The organism is Actinomadura napierensis, from assembly GCF_039529375.1.
Classification (GTDB): domain Bacteria; phylum Actinomycetota; class Actinomycetes; order Streptosporangiales; family Streptosporangiaceae; genus Spirillospora; species Spirillospora napierensis.
On sequence record NZ_BAAAMR010000002.1, the window covers coordinates 25431 to 45824 of the forward strand.

General features: G+C 73.5%; 21 protein-coding genes. 7 read left to right on the forward strand and 14 right to left on the reverse strand.

Annotated elements, in window-relative coordinates:
* The first annotated feature begins 176 nt into the window (after positions 1-176).
* Entirely contained in the window at positions 177-542 is a 366-nt protein-coding gene (locus ABD296_RS01570; protein ID WP_344260508.1) for an STAS domain-containing protein, read from the forward strand.
* Between the two features lie 183 nt (positions 543-725).
* Complete coding sequence (locus tag ABD296_RS01575) at positions 726-1622, forward strand: LysR family transcriptional regulator (RefSeq protein ID WP_344260510.1); 897 nt, start codon at positions 726-728, stop codon at positions 1620-1622.
* Between the two features lie 35 nt (positions 1623-1657).
* On the opposite strand, the gene ABD296_RS01580 is transcribed toward ABD296_RS01575, so the two are convergent.
* The 5 genes from ABD296_RS01580 to ABD296_RS01600 form a co-directional block, all read right to left on the reverse strand.
* Entirely contained in the window at positions 1658-2434 is a 777-nt protein-coding gene (locus ABD296_RS01580; RefSeq protein WP_344260512.1) for an oxidoreductase, read from the reverse strand.
* A 152-nt stretch (positions 2435-2586) separates the two neighbouring features.
* Positions 2587-3789 carry an ABC transporter permease gene (locus ABD296_RS01585; protein WP_344260514.1) on the reverse strand — a complete coding sequence of 401 codons (1203 nt, stop codon included), beginning with the start codon at positions 3787-3789 and terminating at the stop codon, positions 2587-2589.
* Positions 3786-4529, reverse strand: coding sequence for an ABC transporter ATP-binding protein (locus ABD296_RS01590; RefSeq protein WP_407061433.1), 744 nt, complete (start codon positions 4527-4529; stop codon positions 3786-3788). Before ABD296_RS01590 ends, ABD296_RS01585 begins: the two co-directional genes overlap by 4 nt.
* A complete protein-coding gene (locus tag ABD296_RS01595) occupies positions 4526-5698 on the reverse strand; it encodes an efflux RND transporter periplasmic adaptor subunit (RefSeq protein WP_344260516.1) in 1173 nt (390 codons plus the stop codon). The genes ABD296_RS01590 and ABD296_RS01595 overlap by 4 nt, the downstream gene beginning before the upstream one ends.
* A gap of 8 nt (positions 5699-5706) precedes the next feature.
* Complete coding sequence (locus ABD296_RS01600) at positions 5707-6222, reverse strand: hypothetical protein (RefSeq protein WP_344260518.1); 516 nt, start codon at positions 6220-6222, stop codon at positions 5707-5709.
* Positions 6223-6340: 118 nt separating this feature from the next.
* On the opposite strand from ABD296_RS01600, the gene ABD296_RS01605 reads away from it, so the two are divergent.
* Together ABD296_RS01605 and ABD296_RS01610 are read left to right on the forward strand one after the other, a co-directional pair.
* Positions 6341-6997, forward strand: coding sequence for a response regulator transcription factor (locus ABD296_RS01605; protein ID WP_344260520.1), 657 nt, complete (start codon positions 6341-6343; stop codon positions 6995-6997).
* Between the two features lie 35 nt (positions 6998-7032).
* On the forward strand, positions 7033-8172 hold the full coding sequence (locus tag ABD296_RS01610) for a sensor histidine kinase (RefSeq protein ID WP_344260523.1): 1140 nt from the start codon (positions 7033-7035) through the stop codon (positions 8170-8172).
* Here the strand turns inward: ABD296_RS01610 and ABD296_RS01615 are convergent.
* From ABD296_RS01615 to ABD296_RS01645, 7 genes are all read right to left on the reverse strand, one after another.
* Positions 8148-10124 carry an ATP-binding protein gene (locus ABD296_RS01615; protein WP_344260526.1) on the reverse strand — a complete coding sequence of 659 codons (1977 nt, stop codon included), beginning with the start codon at positions 10122-10124 and terminating at the stop codon, positions 8148-8150. The genes ABD296_RS01610 and ABD296_RS01615 overlap by 25 nt on opposite strands.
* Before the next feature lie 93 nt (positions 10125-10217).
* Positions 10218-11501 carry an MFS transporter gene (locus ABD296_RS01620; RefSeq protein ID WP_344260529.1) on the reverse strand — a complete coding sequence of 428 codons (1284 nt, stop codon included), beginning with the start codon at positions 11499-11501 and terminating at the stop codon, positions 10218-10220.
* Positions 11502-11614: 113 nt separating this feature from the next.
* On the reverse strand, positions 11615-11833 hold the full coding sequence (locus tag ABD296_RS01625; protein WP_190853079.1) for a hypothetical protein: 219 nt from the start codon (positions 11831-11833) through the stop codon (positions 11615-11617).
* A gap of 35 nt (positions 11834-11868) precedes the next feature.
* Positions 11869-12447: a hypothetical protein gene (locus ABD296_RS01630; protein ID WP_344260536.1), complete on the reverse strand. Its 579-nt coding sequence runs from the start codon at positions 12445-12447 to the stop codon at positions 11869-11871.
* Positions 12444-13106, reverse strand: coding sequence for a putative 2OG-Fe(II) oxygenase (locus ABD296_RS01635; RefSeq protein ID WP_344260539.1), 663 nt, complete (start codon positions 13104-13106; stop codon positions 12444-12446). Before ABD296_RS01635 ends, ABD296_RS01630 begins: the two co-directional genes overlap by 4 nt.
* A complete protein-coding gene (locus ABD296_RS01640; protein ID WP_344260542.1) occupies positions 13103-13861 on the reverse strand; it encodes an aKG-HExxH-type peptide beta-hydroxylase in 759 nt (252 codons plus the stop codon). Before ABD296_RS01640 ends, ABD296_RS01635 begins: the two co-directional genes overlap by 4 nt.
* A complete protein-coding gene (locus tag ABD296_RS01645; RefSeq protein ID WP_344260545.1) occupies positions 13858-14637 on the reverse strand; it encodes a hypothetical protein in 780 nt (259 codons plus the stop codon). The genes ABD296_RS01640 and ABD296_RS01645 overlap by 4 nt, the downstream gene beginning before the upstream one ends.
* A 192-nt stretch (positions 14638-14829) precedes the next feature.
* On the opposite strand from ABD296_RS01645, the gene ABD296_RS01650 reads away from it, so the two are divergent.
* Positions 14830-15441, forward strand: a complete 612-nt coding sequence (locus ABD296_RS01650; RefSeq protein WP_344260548.1) for a TetR/AcrR family transcriptional regulator — start codon at positions 14830-14832, stop codon at positions 15439-15441.
* Positions 15442-15462: 21 nt separating this feature from the next.
* On the opposite strand, the gene ABD296_RS01655 is transcribed toward ABD296_RS01650, so the two are convergent.
* Together ABD296_RS01655 and ABD296_RS01660 are read right to left on the reverse strand one after the other, a co-directional pair.
* Complete coding sequence (locus ABD296_RS01655) at positions 15463-16605, reverse strand: mandelate racemase/muconate lactonizing enzyme family protein (protein WP_344260551.1); 1143 nt, start codon at positions 16603-16605, stop codon at positions 15463-15465.
* A 55-nt stretch (positions 16606-16660) separates the two neighbouring features.
* Positions 16661-17425: a DUF4097 family beta strand repeat-containing protein gene (locus tag ABD296_RS01660; protein WP_344260554.1), complete on the reverse strand. Its 765-nt coding sequence runs from the start codon at positions 17423-17425 to the stop codon at positions 16661-16663.
* Between the two features lie 60 nt (positions 17426-17485).
* Between ABD296_RS01660 and ABD296_RS01665 the strand changes: the two genes are divergently transcribed.
* Both ABD296_RS01665 and ABD296_RS01670 read left to right on the forward strand, forming a co-directional pair.
* A complete protein-coding gene (locus tag ABD296_RS01665) occupies positions 17486-18112 on the forward strand; it encodes a TetR/AcrR family transcriptional regulator (protein ID WP_344260557.1) in 627 nt (208 codons plus the stop codon).
* 11 nt (positions 18113-18123) lie between these two features.
* On the forward strand, positions 18124-20319 hold the full coding sequence (locus tag ABD296_RS01670) for an MMPL family transporter (RefSeq protein WP_344260560.1): 2196 nt from the start codon (positions 18124-18126) through the stop codon (positions 20317-20319).
* The last annotated feature ends 75 nt before the right edge of the window (positions 20320-20394 follow it).

Here is a 20394-nt window from a genome sequence, read left to right on the forward strand (position 1 = left end):
ATCCCTGGACGCGGAGGTGGCACGATGGTGATGACCGCGATTCACGATGGAGTCGTGATCGTCCACGCCTCCGGAGAGACCGACCGTCACGCCGCCGGCCTGTCGGCCATGACCGCCGGATGAACCCCCGGCCGCCATCCGTCATGGGCCTGACCGTCGAGAGCAGATTCGATCCGGTGCACACGGATCTGGCCATCGTGACGGTGATCGGGGAAGTGGACGTCTATACCGCCCCGCAGTTGCGGGACCATCTGGCCTCCCTGCTCGGGCGCGGCGCCCACCACCTGGTGCTGGACTTCGCCGGCGTCGCGTTCATCGACTCCAGCGGGCTCAGCGTGCTGGCGGGCATCCACCGGCTGCTGAGCGCGGACGACCGCACCGACCCCGGCGGGTCCGAGCCCGGTCGCGGCGCCGGCACGCTCGCGCTGACCGCCGTGAACCTGCGGATCCGCGAGGTGCTGCGCACCACCGGCTTCACCCGGTTCCTGCCGATCTACTCGACCGTCGAACTGGCGGTCACCGTCCACGAGAACACGGCGTAGGAACCGGCCTCACGGACCTCGCCCTGGCCTTGGGGGCTTCGCCGCCGCCACCGCCTGGGCGTCGTGGTGCCGGTGATCGCGAGCTTGGCCTGGAATAACGCGTCGGCTCGCGTGCTGTAATCGTCATTACAACGATGGCGGCGGCGTGGGTTGCCGGCCACCGCGGGGAGGGGGCGGGAGCCGATGAGCCTTCGTCAGTACGAGTACGCGCTGGCCGTTGCCGAGGAGGGTTCGGTGACGGCGGCGGCGGAACTACTGCGCGTCGCTCAACCGTCGGTGTCCCAGCAGATCCGCGGCCTGGAGCGGGAACTCGGCGTGCAGCTGTTCGCCCGCACGCCGACCGGGCTGGTGCCCACCGTGGTCGGCCGCGCGTTCCTGCGGGAGGCGGAGGTCGCGGTGAACGCGGCGCGGCGGGCGAGGGCGACGGCGCGGGCCGGTGCCGACGAGCTGGTGGGCGAGCTGGTGGTCGCGGCGCAGATGGGCTTCGGGACGCGGCAGCTGCCGGGTGCGCTGGGTGTGCTGCGCCGGCGCTTCGCGCGGCTGGAGGTCTCCGTCTTCGAGGAGCCGAGCTCCGCCGAGCTGGAGCGGCTGTGCCGCCGGGGCGTCCTGGACCTGGCCCTGATGGCGGCGTGCGAGCGGAGCCCCGCCGACGCCCACCACCTCGGCGACGAGGAGTTCGTCGTGGTGCTGGGCGCCGGGCACCGGCAGCTCGCCGCGGACCGGGTCGAGCTGCGCGAACTGCAGGGGGAGCCGTGGGTGCGGTTCGACCGCGACAGCGCGCTCGATGGCGTGCTGCTGAACGTGCTGAGGGACAACGATCTGGCCCCGGCCACCGTCGCCCGCGTGTCCCAGACGGCGACGGCCGTGCGCTGGGCCGCCCACGGGCTGGGCGTGACGCTCGTTCCGGCCTCGGCGGTGCCCCACGGTTACGAGCACCTCGTTCGTCCGGTGTTTCCGGCCGTCTCGCAGCCCGTCATCGCCGTGGTCCGGGAAGGCGCCGGCCCGGCGGAAACGGCCCTGCTCGATCTCCTGCGCCAGGAGAAATGGTCGGAATCCGTTTCCTTTTCACCGGCGTCCTGACGGCCGAAACCGGCGTTCCGGAATAGCGGAAGGCTTCACCCCATGGGGAATTCGCCGCCGTCCACGATGAGATTCCTTCCGGTCAGCCAGCTCGCCCGCTCGGACACGAGGAACAGCACCGCGTCGGCGATGTCGTCGGGCCGGCCATCGCGTCCCAGGGGCGCGGTGTCGTCGGCGTTGACCTCGCCCGGTGCCGCGGCCAGGGCCGCCCACTGCTCCCGCGTCGCCTCGCCGCCGGGGGTGGCGGTCCTGCCGGGACTCACGGTGTTGACCCGGATTCCGGACGGGGCCAGCTCCGAGGCCAGCCCTCGGCTGTAGTTCTCCAGCGCCGCCTTCGCCGCCGTGTAGTGGAGGAACTGGCCCATCGGGGTGAGGACTGCGGCGGAGGAGACGTGCACGATCGCCCCCGAACGCCGTTCCCGCATTCCCGGTGTGAGCAGCGCGTCCAGCCGCACCGACGCCAGGAAGTTCAACTCCAGCGCGTCCTGCCACACCTCGTCGGGGATGGCGGAGGCGCCCGGGTACGGTCCCGCGCCACCCGCGTTGTGGACCAGGACGTCCACCCCGCCAAGCGTCTCCTGCGCGGCCGCGGCGATCGCCTCCGCTCCGGCCCTCGTCCGCACGTCGGCCTGCACGAAGGCGACCCCCTCCGGCACGGTGCCCGTCGCCGACCTCGCGGTCGTGAACACCTCGGCGCCCGCGTCCAGGAGCGCGCGGACGACGGCCGCTCCGATTCCGCGGGAACCACCCGTGACCAAAGCCCGCTTTCCCGCGAGTTCTTGCGTTCCCGATCCGTTTCCGGTCGTAGTCATGCCAGTGGTCCTCTCGATTCCGTGTTCGTTCGCTCGACATGAGAAGTGCGCGATCGTCGAGCCGTTTCACGGTACGGCCGGAAAAGAACCATAAGCAAAGACGAAATGTCAGCAGACGCTATAGGGGTTTCCTATGCACCTGTGGCCGGCGCTCACAGCGTGCGCAGCGCCTCGGTCGGGGAGAGGCGGGCGGCCCGCAGGGCCGGCAGCAGGCCGGCGATCGCACCGATCAGGATCGCGGCGCCGATCCCGCCGGCCCACGCCTGGACGGGGATGACCACCGCCCAGCCCTTCGCGTTCGCGTAGACCGCGGTGGTCAGCGCGCCGGCCGCGACGCCGGCGACCCCGCCGAGCAACGCGAGCATGACCGCCTCGGACAGGAACTGGGTGCGGATGTGCCCCCGGGTCGCACCGAGCGCCCGCCGCAGCCCGATCTCCGATCGACGCTCCAGCACCGAGATGATCATGATATTCGCGACCCCGACCGCGCCCACGATCAGCGCGACCACGCCGAGCCCGAGGAACAGGCTGTTGAACGCGCCCTCCGCGGCGGCCCGCGCGGTGAGCGCGTCGGACGGCTGGCTGACGTCGACGTCGCCGGGCGACTCGGGGTTCGCGGTCTGCGCGAGCACGCCCTGCACCGCGTCCACCTTGTCCATCCGGGCCCGCGCGTACACCGTGGTCGGCGGTCCGGCCACCGCCTTGCCCCGGTCGACGGTCGCGTAGCTGAGGTAGCGCTCCGCGGCCGGGTAGCCGATCAGGGCACTGGTGTCAATGTCGGTCGACAGCGTCGCGGGCTTCAGGATTCCGGCGACGTAGAACCACTGGTTCTTCAGCCAGATCCGCTCGCCCGGATAGACGCGGTCGATGCCGAGGCGCTGCGCCGCGAGCGCGCCGAGCACCGTGACCGGCTGGCGCTCGGTCGCCGTGTTCAGCCAGCGGCCCTGCGCCACACCGGTCCCGATCACTTCGGGGAGGTTGAGGCTGGCGGCCCGTACCGCCAGGGAGTTGGTGTTGATCGCCGGGATCAGCGGGCTGCGGTACACGTTCGCGTTCTCCAGGGCACCGGCGTGCGCCACCTGCTCGACGTCGGGGAGGTGCGAGATCCGCTGCGGCGCGGCGACCGGGAGTTGCGCCGTCCCTCCGGTGACCGACTGGCCGGTGTTCGCGGTCAGCAGGTTCGTGCCGAGCTGGTCGATCTGCGCCAGGAGCCCGGCCTGCGAAGACGCGGACAAACCGAGCACCGCGACGATCGCCGCGGTGCCGATCGCTATCCCGAGCGCGGACAGGGCGGCCCGCAGGCGGCGGGCCCGGATTCCGATGCCGGCCACGCGCAGCTGGTCGGACAGCCTCATACGCCCTCCATCGAACGCGCTCCGCTGTCGGTGACGATCCGCCCATCGAGGACGTGCAGCTGGCGGGGCATGCGGGCGGCCAGCCCGCCGTCGTGCGTGATCACCAGGATCGTCGCCCCGTCGGCGTTGAGCTCGTGCAGCAGCTCGATGATCGACGCGCCCGTCCCGCTGTCGAGGTTCCCGGTCGGCTCGTCGGCGAGCACGATCGCCGGGCGGCCGACCAGGGCGCGGGCGATCGCCACGCGCTGGCGCTGCCCGCCGGAGAGCTTGCTCGGGCGGAAGCCCGCCCGGTCCTCCAGCCCGACCCGGTTGAGCGCCTCCGCCGCCCGTTCGCGCCGCTCGGCGCGGCTCGCGCCGCCGTACAGCAGGCCGTCCGCGACGTTCTCCAGGACGGTGGTGTGCTCGGACAGGAAGAACTGCTGGAAGACGAAGCCGATGCTGCGCGCGCGCAGGGACGCGAGCTGGCGGTCGGTGAGCGACGCGACGTCCTCCCCGTCGATCCGTACGGTGCCCTCGCTGGGCCGGTCGAGCGTGCCGAGGATGTGCAGCAGCGTGGACTTGCCCGACCCCGACGGCCCGACGATCGCGACGAGTTCCCCGCGCCGCACGGTGAAGCTCACGCCGCGCAGCGCGTGGACAGGGGGCTGCGTGCCGTACGTCTTGGTGACCCGCTCCAGTTCGAGGACGTTCGGCACGATCCCGGGGTGCAGGGGCTGCGCCCCCGAACGAGTCTCGCTCACGTCGACGGCACCACCACTCGGTCGGCGGCCGTCAGGGCTCCGGAGACCTGCACCCGTCCATTGGCGTTGTCGAACAGTCCGAGCGTGACGGGCACGATCCGGGTCCGGCCGTCGCCCCCCGCCGCGATCTCGACCGCGTATCCCCCGCCGGCCTGGCCGATGAGCGCGGTCACCGGAACGATCAGCGCGTTCTTGACGCCGCCCGTGGTGATCTGCACCTGGACCGGTGCCTGATCAAGGGTCCCGGCGTCCTTCGGATGCTTGAGCGTGATGGAGACCGGGAGCGTGGCGGGCTGCGAGCCGGAGTCCTTGTCGGAGGACGCCGCGGCCGCGACCGTGCCGATCCGGCTGACCACGCCGGACGTGGTCCGGTTGTCCGGCAGCGTGATCTGCGCCGGGTCGCCCTTCTTGACCTCGGACTGCTGGGACGCGTCGAGCTTCACGATCACCTCGCGCCGGTTCGACGACGCCTCCATGATCGGACGGCCCGGGGCGGCGCCCGTGCCGTTCTGGGCCGTCACCTTGCCGATCCGCAGGGGGCCGGGCAGGAACACGGCCTGGCCAAGGTCCAGCTTGCCCGTCACGTCGGCGCCGCGGTCGTCCTGAAGCTTCTCCAGGGCCGTCACGGTCGCCGAGCCGAAGTGCTTCGAGCCCGGATCGAGCTCGGACTTGGCGGCGTACCCCTCGTCCACCAGGGTCTTGTTCAGCGCCCGGACGTCCTTGCCGTCGTCGCCCACGGCCAGGTCCCGGTACGCGGGCGTGCTTCCGCAGACCAGGATCACCGGTTCCTGGTCGACCTTGTACAGCGTCTCGCCGCAGTCGATCTGGGTGCCCGCAACCGGCAGCCGGGTGTACGTCCCCTTCGCCTGGTTGACCACCGGGTACGGGGTCCCGTCGGCGCCGCCCGCGTACGCGAGCGTCCCGCTCTGGTCGACCTGCGAAGAGAGCGGGCCCTCCTGGACCGCTACGAGCGATGTCCCGGCACCGGCGCTCGTTGAGGGCTTGCCGTCGTCGCTGTACGAGCCCGTCACTGCGATGGCCACGCCGCCGCCCACGGCCACGACCGCGAGTGCGGCACCGCCGAGCATTCTGCGGCGCCTGCTCCGCCGCCGTGGCCGGGCGGGCGCGTCCCGCGTCTCCAGGCCCGGTTCGGTCACTCTGGTGCTCATCGAGTCCCTCACCCGCCGGCGCCCTTGCCGGCCCCGCCGGATTCGAGGTGGCGGCAGGCCTGCACGGCCTTCTTGAACTGCGGCGAGTTGCCGTCGATGGTGCCCAGCTTCACCAGGATGCGCCCGTTCTGCGGGTCGGGGAAGTTCGGGACGCCGTTCTTGCGCATGCACTGGGCGTACTTCAGCATCTTCTGCTGCAGCTCGGCGTTCTCCGGCGTACCGGGCTGGTTCTCGGGCGGCTCCAGCGACTGGCACGCCTGCTGCGCCTTCTTGAACTCCGGAGAGTCGCGGGACGGGAGGTTCTTCGTCGTGTTCCCGTCGCCCTGGCCGGGGTCGGGGTAGCCGGGGAGGCCGTTCTCGCGCATGCACTGCGCGTGCTTCACTCCCTGGTCCGCCGTGGCGGCCGCCTTCGCGCCGGACGCGCCGGAACCCGAACCGCCGGAGCCGCCGGAGCCGCCGCACCCCGCGGTGACCATGGCGAGAGAGGCGGCCGAGACGGCCAGCAACACAGAAGCCCTGTTCATCGTTCCCCTTTCCGGGGGGTATCCCTTGCGAGGTCAAGTTCTAGGGAAGGGGCGGTCACATGACGGTGCGAGAGGCTGTGACCCGGCTGTGACCGCGGCTCGGGCAGGCTGACCGGCGATGAGAGTGCTGGTGGCAGAGGACCACGCGGAGCTGGCGGACTCCGTGGCCCGCGTCCTGCACCGCGAGGGGATGGCCGTGGACGTCGCCCTCGACGGCCGGGCCGCGCTCGACCGCACGGCGCTGACCGACTACGACGTGGTCGTCCTCGACCGCGATCTCCCCGTGGTGCACGGCGACGACGTCTGCCGCGCCCTGGCCGCCGGGCCGCACCGCCGGACCCGGGTGCTGATGCTCACCGCGTCGGGCACGATCGCCGACCGGGTCGACGGTCTCAGCCTCGGCGCCGACGACTACCTGCCGAAACCGTTCGCGTACGCCGAGCTGGTCGCGCGGATCCGCGCCCTCGGGCGGCGGGCGCAGCCGGCGCTGCCGCCGATCCTGGAGCACGGCGACCTGCGGCTCGACCCGGCGCAGCGCGTCGTCACCCGCTCCGGGCTGCGCCTGGCGCTCAGCCCGAAGGAGCTCGCGGTGCTGGAGTACCTGCTCGCCGCGGGAGGACGCGTCGTCTCCGCCGAGGAACTGCTGGAACGCGTCTGGGACGAGGCCGCGGACCCGTTCACCACCACGGTCAAGGCGACCATCAACCGCCTGCGGGCCAAGCTGGGATCCCCGCCCGTGATCGAGACCGTCCCGCAGAGCGGCTACCGGATATGAGGGCGCTCGCGCACAGGGTGCCGCGGACGGTCCGGATGCGCCTCACCCTGCTGTACGGGGCGCTGTTCGCCGTCTCCGGCGTCGCCCTGCTGGCGATCACGTTCCTGCTCCTCCGGAGGAACACGATCTTCAGGGTGAGAATGCCGTGCGTCGACATGACGGAGGAGAACTGCGCGTCCCGGCTCGGCCTGCCCCCCGGGACGCCCGATTCGATCGGCGCCTGGAGGGCGCAGCAGCATCACACGCTGGTGCACGGGTTCCTCACCCAGGGCGGGATCGCCATGGCGATCATGCTGGTGGTCTCCCTGGCGCTCGGCTGGCTCGTCGCGGGACGGGTGCTGCGCCCGCTGCGCACGATGACCACCACCGTCCGGCACATCTCGGCGCGCAACGTCCACGAGCGGCTGGCCTTCACCGGCCCGCGCGACGAGCTCAAGGACCTCGCCGACACCGTGGACGGCCTGCTCGGGCGCCTGGACGCCGCGCTCGACGCGCAGAAGCGCTTCGTCGCCAACGCCGCGCACGAACTCCGCACCCCGCTCACCCTCGAACACGCGCTGCTGGAGGAGACGCTCACCGACCGCCGGCCGACCCTCGAGGCGTTCCGCGCGACCTTCGAGCGCGTCCTGACGATCAGCGACCAGCAGGCACGGCTGCTGGAGTCCCTGCTCACCCTCGCCACCAGCGAGCGGGGCCTGGAGAGCCGCGTCCCGGTGGACCTCGCCGCGCTCACCCGGCGGGTGCTGGCGGCGCGTCCGGAGACGTCCGCCGACGGCCCGCGCCTGGACCCGCGGATCGCCCCCGCGACGACCGCCGGCGATCCCGCCCTGGTCGAGCGCCTCGTGGCCAACCTCGTCGACAACGCGATGCAGTACAACGTGCCCGGCGGAACCGTCGAGGTGGCGACCGGCTCCCGCGACGGCCAAGCCGTGATCACCGTCGGCAACACCGGCCCGGTCGTCCCGCCCGAGCAGGTGGCCCGGCTCCTAGAGCCGTTCCAGCGCCTCGACCGGACCGCGCGCGGCGACGGCCACCACGGCCTCGGCCTGTCCATCGCGCACGCGATAGCCCTGGCCCACAACGGAACCCTGACCGCACACCCCCGCCAAACCGGCGGCCTGATAATCCAAGCCGCCTTCCCCTCCGCACATCATGGGCGCGGCGTGGCGCGCTGAAGGTGTTCCGCTCGGGGGCCGAGGTAGCAGCATCGCAGCCCGGTCCGCACGCGTGCGCGCAGTTCGGCGCCGAGGACCGGGTCGGCGTCGGCGACCCGGTCGAGCGCACGCCTGATCGCCTTCCCCACGGCGATCCGGGCCCGTTCGTCGTTGTCGGCGAACCGGCGCGCCCGGCCGCCGAGCCCCGTGGCCGACGCCAGCTCCGCGATGAGCCAGTCCCGCTCGCGCCGCAGTTCCGCGGCGCGGTCCGGGTCGCCGGCCAGGTCGGAGCGGTCGGCATGGTCCTGTAAGTCGGCGAGCCGTTGCCTGTACTGCCGCTTCGCGGCGTCGTCCAGCAGCGGCTGGCCGACTGTCGCGGAGTCTGCCGGCGCCTGCCCGCCATGACCGGCCGCGAGCTCGGCCGCGGGCATCTCCTGGCCCGGGTTGGCCATGAGCACCGCCAGGTACTCCAGGCCCACGCAGTGGTCGACGGCTACGGTCCGTCCGCTCAGCTCGACGTCCCAGTGCTTGCCGCGCCGCCGGCACACCACCGCGGTCGCCCGGCCGGGTGCACCGGCGGCGGCGTCCCGCAGGCGCACGGTGCCTCGTTCGATGCCGGGCGGCGGCGGCATGTGCAGTTCCGCGGTCTCCTTCGCGGCCACGACCAGTTCCGCTTCGGCCGCGGCCAGGTCCTGCGACCGGCCCGGGAGCGCGAGTGCCTGGGCGAGGCGGGCACGCGACAGCGCGGTGGCCGGCCAGTGCCCGAGCGTCATGTTGTCCTGGACGGCTGCGCGCAGGTGACGGACCGCCGCGTCGGTGTCGTCGGTGGTCAACGCGGCCATTCCCAGGCTGTGGTGGACCGAGCCCAGGCAGGTGATCCCGTGCGCCGCGATCACCGGGAGCCGGGCGTAGGGCGCCAGCAGGTCCGCCGCCTCGGCCGCGGCCACGGTGTCCCCGAGCAGCCAGGCCGTCTCGGTCACGCAGTACATCGTCAGCAGCCAGGTCGCCGCCTGCGGGAGGGCGGCCAGCCCGCGGCCGCGCAGCCGCGCGAGCATGCTCGCGGCCAGGGGGCGGTCGTCCGCCGAAGCCGCGGCGAGCGCCAGCGACGCGTAGGTGGAGTAGTCGGTCTCGCTGAGCGTGGGCGAGTCCACCAGGTCCGCCAGCATCGGCCGCAGTTCGGCGATGCGGCCCTGGAACCAGCGGATCGTGCCGAGCTGCCCGCCGTACCAGGCCCGCGCGTTGACGCCCGCGGCCGTGGCGCCGTGCTCGGCCCACGTGCCGGCCGCCGCACCGGCCGCCGCGAACCGGCCCGCGCGGATGCCCAGCATCACCTCGATCACCTCCACCACGGCCCGGACGGCCCGGTGCTCGTGGCCCGCGAGGTGCTCTCGCAGTTCCGCCAGGCTGCGGGCGGCGTGCGGGTGGGCGTCGAGGAAGAGGTCGACGGTGTGCAGCAGCAGGCCCACCAGCAGGTCGCCGGGACGGCCCGTCCTGGACGCCTCGCCGATCAGCTCCTGGGCCAGTTCCAGCCGCAGCGGCCCGTGCCCGGGACCCATGGCGCAGTAGTGCGCCAGCGTGAGGGCCTCCACCTTCGCCACCGCGTCCCCGGCGGCGCGGGCCTCGGCGACCTGCGCGAGGGCCGGGCCGGGCTCCCCGGTGCGGTACGCCACCTCGGCGGTCAACCTGATGCGCAGCCGCAGCGCCAGCACGGACCGGGGGTCCAGGCGGCGCAGCGCCGCGCGCTGCCGGGTCCGGGTCGCCGCCGCGTCCGCCACCGTGCGCTGCTCCTGTGCCCAGAGCCCGCCCAGGCCCAGCGCCGCACGGGCGAGCATGTGCGGGTCGCCGCCGCGTTCGGCCCGGTCGTAGGCCGCCGCGAAGTGGCCCCGGGCCGTCCACGGGTCGCCGTCCACCAGCAGGGCGTGCTCTCCTGCCAGTAAGGCCGTCGTCCCGTTCTCCGTATCGCCGTCGTCCACGATGACTGAACCCGGCTCTAACGATGTCCTCACAGCTGTACCCCCGGTGCGAGACCGCCGACGTCTAGGGCACGGCGGCGGTCCCGCCCGGGTTCAGCCCGCGGCCCGGTCGGAAGTGGCCGGAACCGGCACGGGCTCGGGAGTTGCGCGCAGCGCGCGGACGTCGGGGACGCTGTAGGCGACGGCCGCGGCCAGCAGGGCGACGGCCGCGCAGCCGCCGAGGACCACCGGCGCACCCAGCAGCGCGGCGGCCGGGCCCGCGCCGACCATCGCGACCGGCACCAGGACGGTCCCGATGAGCGCGATGAAGGACTGGACGCGGCTGATGTGCTCCTCGGGCAGCCACGCGCCCAGCGCCGACTGGTACACGACCAGTTCCAGCGTGCCGCCGGCGCCGCACACCACGGCCGCGGCGGCGACCAGCGGGAACGGCAGCCCCGCGGCCATGGCCCCCAGCAGCGCCGCCTCGGGCAGCATGACCAGGCAGCAGATCAGGCCGGGCCGTTGCGGGCGGACCAGCACCGCGGTGATCGACCCGGCGGCGAGCCCCGCGCCCAGCGCGCTGCTGAACAGCCCCCAGGTCACCGCCCCGTCATAGCGGTCGGCCGCCCACACCGGCCCGAGCACGGTGATCGAGGCCGCCCACAGGCCCGAGGACGTCGCCGACAGCACCGCGATGGCCGCGACCCAGCGCAGCCCGGCGAGCACCCGCCAGCCCTCGGCGATCTCGGCGCGGAACCGGGCGGCGGGACGCGGCCGGACGGGCGGTACCGCCAGGCCGCCGAACAGCAGCCCCGACAGCAGGAACGACACCGCGTCCCACGCCAGCACCCAGCCCGGGCCGCTGAACGCGATCACGACCCCGGCGACCGGCGGCCCGCCGATCGCGACCATGTTGTTGGAGATCTGCGCCAGGCCGTTGGCGTCGGGCAGCGCCTCCTTGTCCACCAGCTGCGGCAGCAGCCCCCGCGCCGCGGGACCGAAGAACGCCGTGACGGCGCCCTGGACCAGTTGCAGGCCCGCCAGCGCGGGCACCGACGCCGACCCGGTCAGCACCAGGACGGCCACGGCGCCCTGCACGGCGGCGCTGGCGTACTGGCAACAGGCCAGCACCGTCCGGCGCGGGTACCGGTCCGCGACGACGCCGCCGACCGGAGACAGCGCCATGAACACGATCGGGCCGCCCACCAGGACGAGGCCGATCCCGGTGGCGCCGCCGCCGATGCCCAGCACGGCGTAGGCGGCGGCGATGGGCGCGACCGTCGAACCGGTCACCGAAACCCAGCGGGCCGCGAAGTAGCGCCTCCACACCGGGTTCTGGCGCGCCAGGGCGATCGCCCCGGCCAGGTGGCGGGGGACGGTCGGGGCCGCCCTCACCGGCTGCTCCCTGGATCGGCGTTCACGGCGGTCACCTTCCTCAGCGGCGGACGTGGGAGGGCCCCGGCCCCATCGTCGCGCGATGGGGCCGGGGCCGTCGGGGAACGGGCCGGTCAGGCCGACTGCAGCTCGGCGGCCGGGAGGCTGGTCCTGGTCGCGGTGCGGAGGGCGTGGTTGTCCTGCATGCCCTTGTCGCAGCTGGTCTCGGGGATGATGGCGCCCGAGCGGGCGGCCTCCAGGTAGGCGTCGACGTCGGTCTCCTCGAGGCCGAGGCCGAGCGCCGGGCCGGCCAGCCGCAGGCTGGTGGCGGCGCGTTCGGTGGGCTGTGCCATGATGCGTTTCCCTTCTTGGACGTCCGGCCCGGCGGTTACCGGGCCGAAGCAGCGATCGCGACGATGAGCCGCTGGCCGTTCTCGACGGGAACGACCGAGGTGGTGAGCCATCCGGGGGCGACGACCATGACGCCGCGCGCGGGCCGGGCCAGGATCGCCCGGCCCCAGGGCAGGCCGGGCATGGCCGTCTGGTCGCTGGCGGGCCGCGGGTCGGCGAGCGCCAGGCAGCCCGACTCGCGGGCGGCGGGCGCCGGGGTCGCGGCGAGGTAGCACCAGCCGGCCCACGCGGTGGGCCGGGCTTCGGCGGGGACACCGTGGCCCGCCTCCCAGACCTGCACGGTGACGTCCACCGCGCCGGCGGTCCGCTCGCGGCCGGCCGCCGCGTCCATCGCCTCGGCGAACAGTGCGGCGAGGCGGCGCGGGTCGTCGAGCACCTCGTCGGCCGCGATCTCCTGGCAGGACGCGCCGCCGGCGCCGGGCGCGTCCGCGGCGGTCAGGCCCGGCCGGACGATGCCGTCCAGGTCGACGTTGCCGACCAGGACGCCGGTTCCCCACAGCAGCCGGACGGGCGAGTCGTCGGCCGGGCTCGGCTCGATGAGCGTGGACGCGGTCATGACATGCCCGCCCAGTCCTTGTCGTAGGCGACGTTCCAGGCGACGCAGATGCGCCGGCCGCCGCCGGTGAGGGTGGCCTGCACCGAGTGCGGCAGCCAGCCGGGGAAGGCGACCATCCGGCCGGGCACGGGCTCCACTCGGTAGACGCCCTGGGAGGCGAAGCGGGCCACCGCGGCGGGCCGCGGGTCCAGCAGCTGCAGGTACCCGGCCTCGCCGGTGTCGCCGCCGTCGCCGGACTCGACGTAGAACACCCCGGACCACGCGGAGTCGTGGTGGGTGTGCGGGCGCAGGCTGCCGCCCTCGGCGTAGACCACCGTCCACGCCTCGGCGATCACCTCCTGGGTGACCTCGTCGGCCGCCTCCCCCAGGGTGGCGCGGGTGAGCGCGCTGACGGCGTCGACGATCCGGCCCTTGAACCAGTCCACGACGGGGTCGTCCCACTGCAGGATGTCCTGGTTGGCCTTCGTCGCGGTGATGACCCCGAAGTTGGACGCCTCCGGATCGGTGCCGGTGCGTTCCAGGATGAGGTCGCGGAACGACGGCAGGAGGTCGCCGGCCGGGGCGACGTCGGCGACGTAGAGCGGGCTGCCCCAGGCCGCGAACGGCGCGAACCGGCCGGGGCGCCGTGCGGGCGCGGGAGTGGGTGCGGTGAGGGTCATGTGGTCTCCTGCAGTCGGCGGACGAACGCGCGTCCGGTGTCGGTGAGGTCGGCGGCGACCTGGTCGAGCAGGGCCAGGCAGCCGGCCCGGTACGCGGCCAGGTGCGCGAGGCGGCCGGGCGGGGCGTCGCCGCACACCCGGTACATGCGCGTCAGTGCGGTCGCGACGTGCGCGGCGCCCAGCACCTCGGCCGGCGAGCGGTCCGCGGTGCCCGACGGGAGGGTGCGGCGCGCGGCGCCGGGCCGCTGGAGCCGCCACACCTCCTCGATCAGGTAGAGCCACTGGTGCGCCAGCTCGTGCAGGAGCTGCTCGCGGACCTCCAATGGCGAGTCGAACGCGGCGCGGGCCAGCAGGACGTGCTGCGGCCACGCCTTGGACGAGGCGGAGATCGCGCCGCCGTCGGGATGCAGTAGCGCGTACCGGACCGGCAGGTCCAGCAGCGGCCCCCACGCCGGGACGGCGGCGGCCAGGGCGGCGTGGGCCTGCGCGACCCGGCCGCGCTGGACCCGGGTGAGCGGCCGGGCGGGCATCGCCGGCCCGTCGACCAGTGTCAGCGCCCGCGCCGGGGCGAGCCAGCCCTCCAGCGTCCGCTCCGACAGGCCCCGGGTCCGGCCCTGCCGCTCGGCCAGGACGTGCCGGGCCGCCGCTGCCGCCGCCAGGAGCCGCCGGGAGCCGAACCCGTCGTCGACGAAGGGCAGGCCGCCGAGGTCGGCGAGCGGATCGGTACAGGTGATCGCGGGTGCGGTGCCGCTCATCGGATCTCCTCGGTGGTGAGGGTGTGGCCGGTCAGCGCGGGATGCTCGTCCAGGGGGCGGCCGTCCAGCCCGGCCACGAAGAGGCCGACGCCGGCGCGGCGGCCGACCTGGAGGCACGGCAGCCGGCGCTCGGCTCCGGGCACGGGGGTCCAGTACCGGGCCGGACGGGGCGTCATCGCCGCGAGCACGTCCGGCCCGCAGGAGACGCCGTCGTAGGCGTCGTGGCCGAACCGCGCGTCCCCCACGTCGAAGTCGTCGATCAGGACGACGCCGGCGCGGATCGCCGCCAGTTCCCGCGGCAACGGCCACGCGCCCCAGTGCGCGTCCAGGAAGTAGAAGGGCCGGTCGAACGCGCCGGCCGCGTCCGCGATCAGCGCGGGCGAGTCCTGGCAGGTGACCGCGACGTTCGGCAGGTCGCGCACCCGGTGCGCGGTGAACCGCGCGTACTCGGGGTCGATGTCGCAGGTCATGACCGGCAGGCCGGGGTAGCGGCGGCCCAGGTAGGCGGCGGTGTCGCCCAGATGGCAGCCGGTCTCGACGACCGCGTCGCAGCCGTAGGCGCCGATCAGGTCGTCGACCAGCAGGGCGACGGTGACATCGAAGCCGAACGGCCCCCCGCCGCCGGCCAACCGCTCCTGGCCCGCGCGGACCGTCCGGTAGAACACGCGCAGCACTTCGTCGGTGGCGTCCTGCGGGGCCAGGAGCACCCGTGCGTCGGTGCCCACGCCGCACGGCACCGGGGCCCGCCTGCTCGGCTTCCGAGCTGACTCCGCCATGAGCTCCTCCACGGTCTCCCGATCCGGAGGCGCCTTTCCCGCCGGACCTGTCACCCAGAAGGCGTTCCAGCCCGGTTCCACGACCGCGTTCCAGCCCGTTCCAAGCCCGTTCCACGGAGTCGCTCAAGGACGCCTGTTGCTGGATCGGCCATGCCCGCGGCCGTTGACCTGCGGACGTGTAGTTTCCTGTGCATGTGTGCAGTGGCGGCTGGGGATCTGACGGGTAAGGCGCGGCTGCGGCAGGCGGCGTTGCGGTTGTTCGCCCGGGACGGGTTCGACGCGGTGTCGATCCGGGCGGTGGCGGCTGAGGCGGGGGTCTCGTACGCGCTGGTGCGTCACCATTTCGGCACCAAGGCCGGGCTGCGCCGCGAGGTCGACGACCACGTTCTGCGCACGCTGGCCGAGGCCATGGGGGAACTGGACCGCGACCGGCCGCTGGACGACGTGGTCGCCGCGATCGGGACCGTGTCGGCGCGCATGTTCGGCGCCGACCCGCACCTGCGCGGCTACCTGCGGCGCGTCCTGATGGAGGGCGGAGAGGCCGGCGCGGCGGTGTTCTCCCGGCTGCTGGACGGCACGCGCCGGGAGCTCGACCGGTTGGGCGCCGAGCGGTCGCCGCGGGCCGGCGCCGACCCCGAATGGGCGCCCTACCAGGTGCTGTTCCTCATCCTCGGACCGCTGCTGCTGGAACCGGTGATCCAGCCCGTCGCCGACACCGACGTCTTCGACCCGCCGGTGCTGGCGCGCCGCAGTGCCGCCAACCAGCAGTTGTTGCTGAACGGACTGTTCCGCGCAGAGCCCTGACCCCGCCCTTCGGGGGTCGGGTCAGCCGAACATGCTGGCACTACCCGGTTCGTACGGATACCTGGCCTTGATCTCCTCGGTCAGTTCCACGCCCAGGCCGGAGGCGGACGGCGGCAGCGCGTACCCGTCCCGCACGTCCAGGGGTTCGACCAGCATCTCGGTCTCCAGGGGATTGCCCATCACCGGACGCTCCAGCATCACGCAGTTGGGCTGGGTGAAGCCGAGGTGGTGGTTGGCGGTGATGGTCGGGGCCGAACCCCACACGTGCATGGCGACCTGCACGCGGCGTGCGGCCGCCGCCTCGCAGGCCCGCCGTGCCTCGCCGATGCCGCCGATGATGGTCGGGTCCGGCTGGGCGAGGTCGAACGCCCCCGCCCGTAGCCACTGGTCGAAGACGGTGGCGGTGGTGATGCCCTCGCCGCCCGAGATGGGGGTGGACGTCAGCGCACGCAGTTCGGCGTACGGGGCCGGGTCGAACGGTGGCAGGAACTCCTCCGCCCACGCCAAGTCGTAGGGGTGCAGCGCGTCCAGCAGCCGCAGCACCTGCTTGACGGACCAGGGCCGCGTGTTCAGGCTCTGCACCGCGTCGACCGCCAGCAGCGCGTCCGGCCCGAGTACGTTGCGCACGGCCGCGACCCGCTCGGCCTCGACGTCGGGCTGGTAGGCGACCGGATTGGCGCGCATCTTGAATCCGCGGTAGCCCTCCGCCCGCACCTGCTCGGCCTGTGCGACCAGCTGGTCGACGGACATGGTCGGGACGCCGCCCGACGCGTACAGCGGGAGCCGGTCGTGGACCGCGCCGCCCAGCAGTTCATGCAGTGGCGCGTCACGGTACTTGCCGAGGACGTCCCACAGCGCGCACTCGATGCCGGCCAGCACCATCACCGTCAGCCCGGTGCGGCCGCAGTAGCCGGTCACCCAGTAGCAGTCCCGGTAGAGACGGGCCGGGCTGGTGATCTCGCGGCCGACGAGCACCTGCCGGTACAGCTCCACGATGCCGGGGACCAGGTCGGGCAGGTACACCCCGGCGTAGGTCTCGCCGATGCCGACGAGGCCCTCGTCGGTCTCCACCTCCACGAACGCGGCGCTGCGGCGGCGCGTGTGCGCGCCCTCGACTCCGTACGGCGCGGTCAGCAACACCGTCCGCACATCGGTGATCTTCACCGGGCCTCCCTGATGGCTGCGCAATTGTGCAGCAGACTACACAGTTGCGCAGCCATCAGCCATCCGTCGCCGTGCCGAGGGTGATCGATCCGCTGTCGGTGCGGGCGGTGATCGAGCGGGGGGCCGAGGCGTCCTTGGGGACGTCGGCGCGGACGTCGCCGCTGTCGGTGGTCGTGGTGACGTTGTAGGCGGCGCGCGGGACCGTCACCTTCACCTCGCCGTTCTCGGTGGTCACGGCCACCTGCCGCGGTGCGGTGGCGAAGGACAGGTCGACCTCGCCGCTCTCGGAGGTGGCCGAGACCTGGGGCGATCTGGTCGCGGTGGAGCGCAGTCCTCCGTTCTCGCTGCGCAGGTCGAGCGGGCCGGTGGCGCCGGTGACCGCGATCGCGCCGTTGCTGCTGCGGATGCGGAGCGCGGCGCTGAAGCCGGTGGCGGAGATCGTCCCGTTCTCACCCTCGATGCCGACGGTGAGATTGCGAGGGACCAGCACCCGGTAGCGCACGGCGCAGCCGCCGATCAGGGTGCCGCAGTCGGTGGCCAGGGTGAGCCGGTCGCCGGAGAGGTTCCATGTCGCGGCCGGCTCGCCGCCGATCAGCGCCCATCGGTCGAACCGGCGCGTTACCTGCACGTTCTTCACGTCGGCGGGCCGGATGTCCAGGTCGCCTCCGTCCTTGGCGATGGTGAGACGAGAGCCGACGGGGCCGAAGTCGCGACGTTCGGGTTGTGCGTCGTCGGCCGAGGCGCCGCAGCCGGTGAGGAGCGCGACCAGGAGCAGCGATCCCGTGGCCAGCGGAAATGAGCGGCGAAACGAGGTGGTCAACGGAGCCTCCGCGGTCGATACCGAAAGTATTGAATACTTTGAGTATGCTACGGTCCGACCATGACCGACAACCCAGGGCCCGCGAGGCGGGTCCCACGTGAGGAGGTCCGGCGGCGGCTGCTGGTCGAGGCGGTGCGGGTGTTCACCGAACGCGGCTACGCCGACGCCCGGATCGAGGACATCGCCCACGCCGCCGGTTTCACCAAGGGCGCCGTCTACTCCAACTTCGGCGGCAAGCAGGAGCTGTTCGGCGCCGTCCTCGGCCAGGGCGCCGAGGACGAGCTGGCCGCCGTGACCGCCGAGATCGACGGCGCCGACGACGCCCGCGCGGTGATCGGACGGGTCGCCGAGCTGATCGCCGCCCGGATCGTCACCGACACCGGGCACGGCCAGCTCGGCCTGGAGTTCGCCGCCCGCGCCGCCCGCGACGAGCAGACCCGGGCCGTGCTGGCCCCGATGCGCCGCGCGCAGCGCGACACCGCCGCCCGTGCCATCGCCGAGGTGACCGAGCGCACCGGCACGACCCCGGCCGTCCCCCCGGAACTGGCGGGGCTGATCCTGCACTGCCTCACCAACGGCCTGGTCAACGAGCACCTCGCCGACCCGGAAGGCGTCACCTCCGAGGTCATCGAACGAGCGTTCACGGCCGTGCTGACCGCACTGCTCCCCCCGACTTCGCCCGCCTGAGAGGACCTCCGTTGGCCCCCCTGCTCTACCGGCTCGGCCGGACCGCGTTCCGCCACCGCTTGCGCTTTCTCGCCGGTTGGCTGGTGCTGCTGTTCCTGACCGGGGGCGGCTTCGCCGCCTTCGGCTCCCACCTGGACAGCGAGGCCACCATTCCCGGTTCGCAGTCCCAGCAGGGCATCGACCTGCTGGAACGTTCCCTGCCGGAGGCGACCGGGGTGACGGCGCAGCTGGTGTTCGCCACCCCGCCCGGCGCGACCGTGGACGACCCGGCCCAGCGGGCGCGCATCCAGAAGGCGGTACGGGAAGCGGGCGCGGCGCCGCAGGTCGCCGAGGCCACCGACCCGTTCCAGACCGGGACCATCTCCGCCGACCGCCGCACCGCGCTCGCGCAGGTGCTGTATCCGATCAAGCGGGACGTGCTGAAGGACTCCAGCGTCACCGCCCTCGAGGGCATCGCCGCCGCGGCCCGCTCCGGCGGCCTGCGCGCCGAGGTCGGCGGGACGATCTACAGCACCGCCGGCATGCAGGTGGGCATCGGCGAAGTGATCGGCGTCGTCGTCGCCGTGATCGTGCTGGTCCTCACCTTCGGCTCGATGCTGGCCGCCGGGCTGACCCTGCTGACCGCACTGGCCGGGCTCGCGATCGGGCTGCTCGGACTGATGCTGGCCTCCAACATCGCCACCATCTCCTCCACCGCCCCGAGCCTGGCGCTGATGATCGGCCTGGCCGTCGGCATCGACTACGCGCTGTTCATCGGCTCCCGGCACCGCGCCCAGCTCGCCGACGGAACGGCGGCCGAGGAATCGGCCGCGCGCGCCGTCGCCACCGCCGGCGGCGCCGTCGTCTTCGCCGGACTCACCGTGATCATCGCGCTGGCCGGGCTGTCCGTGGTCGGCATCCCCTTCCTGACCGTCATGGGCCTGGCCGCCGCACTGACCGTGCTGATGGCGGTGGCCGCCGCGATCACCCTGCTGCCCGCCCTGCTCGGCCTCGCCGGCGACCGCCTGCGTCCCCGGCCCGGCTCGCGCGCCGCCCGCCCGGAACGCGCCGGCGCCGGCGGGCTGCGCTGGGCCCGCCTGGTCACCCGCCGCCCCCTGATCACCATCCCGCTCGTCCTGCTGGCCCTCGGCGCGATGGCGCTCCCGGCGCTCAAGCTCGACCTGGCGATGCCCGACAACGGCACCGCCGACCCCGCCTCCACCCAGCGCAAGGCCTACGACCTGATCTCGGACGCCTTCGGCCCCGGCAACAACGGCCGGCTGCTCGTCCTGGTGCAGACCCGGGACGGCGACCCGGTCCGGGCCGCCGCTCGCGTCGCGGACGGGCTCGACCTGCCCGGCGTGGCCTCGATCAGCGACCCCGAACGCGGCACCGACGGCCGCACCGCGGTGCTCAACCTCGTCCCCGAGCAGGGCCCGCGCACCAAGGCGACCCAGCGGCTCGTCCGCGACATCCGCTCCCGCACCCCCGCCCTCGGCGCGGCCGCCGGCGCCCGTGTCCTGGTCACCGGGTCCACCCCCGCCGCCATCGACGTCTCCGACCGGCTCCGCGACTCGCTGCCGCCCTTCACCGCCGTCGTGGTCGGGTTCTCGCTGCTGCTCCTGCTGCTGGTCTTCCGCTCGATCGTCGTCCCGGTCAAGGCCGCGGCCGGGTTCCTGCTGTCGGCCGGCGCCGCGTTCGGCGCGGTCGTCGCCGTCTTCCAATGGGGCCGGCTCGCCGGCCTGTTCGGCGTCGCCACCACCGGCCCCGTCTTCAGCTTCATGCCCATCGTCGTGATCGCCGTGCTGTTCGGCCTGGCCATGGACTACCAGGTCTTCCTGGTCTCGCGGATCCGCGAGGAGCACGTCCGCACCGGCCGGCCGCGCGAGGCCGTCCTGACCGGGTCACGGCACACCGTCCGGGTCATCACCGCCGCCGCACTGATCATGTTCGCCGTCTTCACCGGCTTCGTCACCACCGACGACCTCACCCTCAAGCCCATCGCCCTCGGCCTGGCCGCCGGGATCCTGGCCGACGCGTTCCTCGTCCGGATGACGCTCGTCCCGGCCGTCCTCGCACTGACCGGCCGCGGTGCCTGGTGGCTGCCCCGATGGCTGGACCGGATCCTGCCCAACCTCGACATCGAAGGCGCCACGCTTCCGCGCTCATCACGCGCGAAGGGAGCCGATCAGGACATCGACGGCGGCATCGGAGAACTCGCCCACTGATCTCGGTGGACGTCATGCCGTGGTCGGAGGCCGGGTTTCGACCGTGGTCGGATGACCGGGAGACGCGGGCGCCCG

Excerpts from the sequence above, each read along its gene's own strand:
- ABD296_RS01575 (WP_344260510.1), top strand. The coding sequence starts at position 726 with ATGAGCCTTCGTCAGTACGAGTACGCGCTGGCCGTTGCCGAGGAGGGT.
- ABD296_RS01580 (WP_344260512.1), bottom strand. The coding sequence starts at position 2,434 with ATGACTACGACCGGAAACGGATCGGGAACGCAAGAACTCGCGGGAAAG.
- ABD296_RS01585 (WP_344260514.1), bottom strand. The coding sequence starts at position 3,789 with ATGAGGCTGTCCGACCAGCTGCGCGTGGCCGGCATCGGAATCCGGGCC.
- ABD296_RS01595 (WP_344260516.1), bottom strand. The coding sequence starts at position 5,698 with ATGAGCACCAGAGTGACCGAACCGGGCCTGGAGACGCGGGACGCGCCC.
- ABD296_RS01600 (WP_344260518.1), bottom strand. The coding sequence starts at position 6,222 with ATGAACAGGGCTTCTGTGTTGCTGGCCGTCTCGGCCGCCTCTCTCGCC.
- ABD296_RS01605 (WP_344260520.1), top strand. The coding sequence starts at position 6,341 with ATGAGAGTGCTGGTGGCAGAGGACCACGCGGAGCTGGCGGACTCCGTG.
- ABD296_RS01610 (WP_344260523.1), top strand. The coding sequence starts at position 7,033 with ATGCGCCTCACCCTGCTGTACGGGGCGCTGTTCGCCGTCTCCGGCGTC.
- ABD296_RS01625 (WP_190853079.1), bottom strand. The coding sequence starts at position 11,833 with ATGGCACAGCCCACCGAACGCGCCGCCACCAGCCTGCGGCTGGCCGGC.
- ABD296_RS01630 (WP_344260536.1), bottom strand. The coding sequence starts at position 12,447 with ATGACCGCGTCCACGCTCATCGAGCCGAGCCCGGCCGACGACTCGCCC.
- ABD296_RS01635 (WP_344260539.1), bottom strand. The coding sequence starts at position 13,106 with ATGACCCTCACCGCACCCACTCCCGCGCCCGCACGGCGCCCCGGCCGG.
- ABD296_RS01640 (WP_344260542.1), bottom strand. The coding sequence starts at position 13,861 with ATGAGCGGCACCGCACCCGCGATCACCTGTACCGATCCGCTCGCCGAC.
- ABD296_RS01645 (WP_344260545.1), bottom strand. The coding sequence starts at position 14,637 with ATGGCGGAGTCAGCTCGGAAGCCGAGCAGGCGGGCCCCGGTGCCGTGC.
- ABD296_RS01650 (WP_344260548.1), top strand. The coding sequence starts at position 14,830 with ATGTGTGCAGTGGCGGCTGGGGATCTGACGGGTAAGGCGCGGCTGCGG.
- ABD296_RS01665 (WP_344260557.1), top strand. The coding sequence starts at position 17,486 with ATGACCGACAACCCAGGGCCCGCGAGGCGGGTCCCACGTGAGGAGGTC.